Origin of the sequence: Paraburkholderia sp. (assembly GCF_049581445.1) — a bacterium.
Lineage (GTDB): Bacteria > Pseudomonadota > Gammaproteobacteria > Burkholderiales > Burkholderiaceae > Paraburkholderia.
Genome location: NZ_JBAURZ010000370.1, coordinates 1 through 3,918 on the forward strand (window position 1 = coordinate 1; position 3,918 = coordinate 3,918).

A 3,918-nucleotide genomic window follows, 5' to 3' on the forward strand; every position below is an offset into this window, starting at 1 on the left:
GCGTCGGCGCGGGCACCGGCGCGGCACTCGGCGCGATCTTCGGCGGTGGCAAGGGCGCGGCAATCGGTGCAGGCGTTGGCGCAGCGGTAGGCGGCATCACCGGCTACAACTGGCAATCCATCCATAACAAGCTGTCGGGCGCCACCCAGGGCACCGGCACCCAGATCACCGAACAGCCGGACGGTTCGCTCAAGCTGAACATTCCGAGCTCGGTCACGTTCGATACGAGCAGCTACGCGATCAAGCCGTCGTTCGCGCCGGTGCTCGACCAGTTGGCGCAGACGCTCCAGCAGAATCCTGAAGTGATCGCGCAAGTGGTCGGCTACACGGACAGCACCGGTTCGCCGAACTACAACCAGACGCTGTCAGTGAACCGCGCGCAAAGCGTGACCGGCTACCTCGGCCAGCGCGGCATCAATCCGCAGCGCCTGTCGGCACAAGGCATGGGTCAGAACAATCCGGTGGCTGATAACAACACCGAAGCTGGCCGCGCCGCGAACCGCCGCGTGGAAATCTACCTGCGCGCCACCGCGCAACACTCAGGCTAACGGCTAGCAGACTCGGGAATGGTGGGGTGGATGGAGCGGCGAATGGTGAGTTTGCGCGCCGCGCATCCCGCCATCTGACCGGCGGCGAAATCATCTGGAAAACGAATCGAAAAATTTTTCGAACTCTCCAGAAAATCCGCTGTCCATCTTTACGGTACGTGGTTGGCTATGCCGCCACGGCACCATTCTCCTCTTGTCGTTGTTGCTCCGGGGCCCAATCGCCCCGGTTTTTTTTGGTGCCGGTTCAACGCACGCCAGCCCACACGCCGCACCGCCTGCCCTGGCCGCCCCTGCTAGAATCGAAGTTTCGTCTCTCCGCAAGCCCTCACTACCCTATGTCAGCACCCGCAACCGGTCATTCCGCAGGCGCGCCGTCAGGCCGTCGCCAGATCCTCGTCACGTCGGCCCTTCCGTATGCGAATGGGCAAATCCATATTGGCCATCTGGTCGAATATATCCAGACGGACATCTGGGTCCGCACGCTGCGAATGCACGGTCACGAGGTCTATTACGTCGGCGCCGACGATACGCACGGCACGCCGATCATGCTGCGCGCCGAAGCGGAAGGGATTACGCCCAAGCAACTGATCGACCGCGTCTGGCAGGAACACAAGCGCGATTTCGACAGCTTCGGCATTGCCTTTGACAACTACTATTCAACCGACTCCGAAGAAAACCGCGTTCTGAGCGAATCGGTTTATCTGGCGTTGAAGGATGCCGGCCTGATCGAGGCACGCGACATCGAACAGGCGTACGACCCGGTCAAGGAAATGTTCCTGCCGGACCGCTTCATCAAGGGCGAGTGCCCGAAATGCGGCGCGAAAGACCAATATGGCGACAACTGCGAAGTCTGCGGTTCGACCTATCAGCCCACCGACCTGATCAACCCGTACTCGGTGGTGTCGGGCGCCACGCCGATCCGCAAAATCTCGACGCACTATTTCTTTCGCCTGTCTGATCCGCGTTGCGAGAATTTCCTGCGCAGTTGGGTGGGGGGGCTGGCGCAGCCGGAAGCCACTAACAAGATGCGCGAATGGCTCGGCGACGCTGGCGAAGCCAAGCTGGCCGACTGGGACATTTCCCGCGACGCGCCGTATTTCGGTTTCGAGATTCCGGGTGCGCCGGGCAAGTACTTCTATGTATGGCTGGACGCGCCGATCGGCTATTACGCGAGCTTCAAGAACCTCGCCGAAAAGCGCGGCATCGATTTCGACGCGTGGATCCGCAAGGGGTCGACTGCCGAGCAGTATCACTTCATCGGCAAGGACATCCTGTACTTCCACACGCTGTTCTGGCCGGCCATGCTCGAATTCTCGGGCCATCGCACGCCGACCAACGTGTTTGCGCACGGCTTCCTGACGGTGGATGGCGCGAAGATGTCCAAGTCGCGCGGCACCTTCATCACCGCGCAAAGCGTGATCGACACCGGCCTGAACCCGGAATGGCTGCGTTACTACTTCGCGGCCAAGCTCAATAGCACGATGGAAGACCTCGACCTGAACCTCGACGACTTCCAGGCGCGCGTGAACAGCGACCTTGTCGGCAAGTACGTGAACATCGCGAGCCGCGCAGCCGGATTCCTGATCAAGCGATTCGACGGCCGCATTCAGGACAGCGCGATGCATCATCCGCTGCTCGGCACGCTGCGCGCGGCGATTCCGCAGATCGCCGCGAACTACGAGGCGCGCGAGTACAACCGCGCGCTGCGTCAGACCATGGAACTGGCCGACGCAGTCAACGCTTACGTCGATACCGCCAAGCCGTGGGACCAGGCGAAAGATCCAGCCAACGCAGTCGCGCTGCACGAAACCTGCAGCGTCAGCGTCGAGGCGTTCCGTTTGCTGTCGCTGGCGCTCAAGCCGGTGCTGCCGAAGCTCGCCGAAGCGGTGGAAGCGTTCCTCGCCATCGAGCCGCTCAAGTGGTCCGATGCAACGGTGCCGCTCAGTTCTGAGCGCCCGATCAACGCGTACAAGCATTTGATGACGCGCGTGGATCCGAAGCAGATCGAAGCGCTGATCGCCGCCAACCGAGATTCGCTGCAAGCCACGGACCCGGCGGCCGCACCCGCAGACGCAAAAGCCAAGGCCAAGGCGAAAGCTGCTGACGCGAACAGCAAAGGCGGCAATGCTGCAAGCAAGGACAGCGCGGACGATGCGTCCGGCATTATTTCGATCGACGACTTCGCCAAGATCGATCTGCGCATTGCGAAGATCGTCGACTGCCGCGCGGTCGAAGGTTCGGACAAGCTGCTGCAATTGACCCTCGACGTCGGCGAGGAGAAAACCCGCAATGTATTTTCCGGCATCAAGTCGGCTTATCAACCGGAGCAACTGGTCGGCAAGCTGACGGTGATGGTGGCGAACCTCGCCCCGCGAAAGATGAAGTTTGGTCTGTCCGAAGGGATGGTGCTGGCGGCGTCGGCGGCTGACGAGAAAGCGGAACCGGGCATTTACGTGCTCGAACCGAACAGCGGCGCGAAGCCAGGCATGCGGGTCAAGTAAAGCCTCACGCAACGCAGGTTGAAAACGCAAAAAGCACGTCGCGAGACGTGCTTTTTGCTTATTGGGCACCAACGGCAGCACAGTCGCGTTTGCGGTGGCGGCCGCGGCCGCGGCCTCGAAGCTAACGGCCGTCTCACCCGCCCTGCTGCGGCGATTTGTTGAACCAGGGCCACTTATCAAAACGGCGGGTGTAAAACAGATTCAGCCCTTGGAACGTGCCGCCGTACGCCACCACCGACCAATAGCGCGTGAGGTTGACGGTCGCCTTGATCGCATTGCTCGCCGACTGCAAGCCCTGCTCATAACCGAGCACGAGCCACTGGTTAACGGCCTTCGACACCATTACCACCTGCGGATCGGTCAGCCCCACATCGCTCGTGCCGATCGAAAACTCGTCGAGCCCGAATGTCTGGGCAATCCGCTTGCCCTGGGTATTGCCAAGCAACGCCAGCGCGGTCGTCATCGAGCTTTGCTGACCGAGGTTGTTGCCCTGGTCAGTGCCGTGCCCGAACAGCAGCCATGACAGCTTTTCGTTGTCCGGCACGTTCGGCTCCGACACCAGCTTGGCGACCGGCGCGTTCACGGTACCCGTCACCTGCACGCCCGCCTCCACCTGCTGGTTGCGCCGCATTGCGAGGATGTTGATGCCCGGATTGGCCACCGGTCCGTTAAACGTGAAGAAGCCGTTCTCGATACCCAGCTTGCGGCCGAACGCGGTGTAGGTCGAACCTTGCGTCACGCGCACGTCGCCCACCGCGCGCAGCGGCGCGTCCGGCGCGCTCAGCGCGGTGATCTTGCCCGTCAGGCAGAGGTCCGCACCTTGCCCACGGAAACGGAAGTCATTGCCCAGATTGATTTCGATGCTGGCG

Annotated in this window: 3 protein-coding genes; 2 read left to right on the forward strand and 1 reads right to left on the reverse strand. The window is 61.8% G+C overall.

Going from position 1 to position 3,918, the window contains the following annotated elements; genetic code table 11:
• Both WCA85_RS31805 and metG read left to right on the forward strand, forming a co-directional pair.
• A partial coding sequence (locus tag WCA85_RS31805) for an OmpA family protein (protein WP_424069135.1) occupies positions 1-548 on the forward strand: 548 nt, incomplete at its 5' end.
• A 335-nt stretch (positions 549-883) separates the two neighbouring features.
• Positions 884-3,049 carry a methionine--tRNA ligase gene (metG, locus tag WCA85_RS31810; protein ID WP_424069137.1) on the forward strand — a complete coding sequence of 722 codons (2,166 nt, stop codon included), beginning with the start codon at positions 884-886 and terminating at the stop codon, positions 3,047-3,049.
• Positions 3,050-3,182: 133 nt separating this feature from the next.
• Here metG and WCA85_RS31815 read toward each other — a convergent pair.
• Positions 3,183-3,918, reverse strand: a 736-nt coding sequence (locus WCA85_RS31815; RefSeq protein WP_424069139.1) for a translocation/assembly module TamB domain-containing protein, incomplete at its 5' end; no start/stop codon positions are given.

What these genes read in the sequence shown, in the direction of transcription:
- metG (WP_424069137.1), top strand. Translation starts at nt 884, where the DNA reads ATGTCAGCACCCGCAACCGGTCATTCCGCAGGCGCGCCGTCAGGCCGT.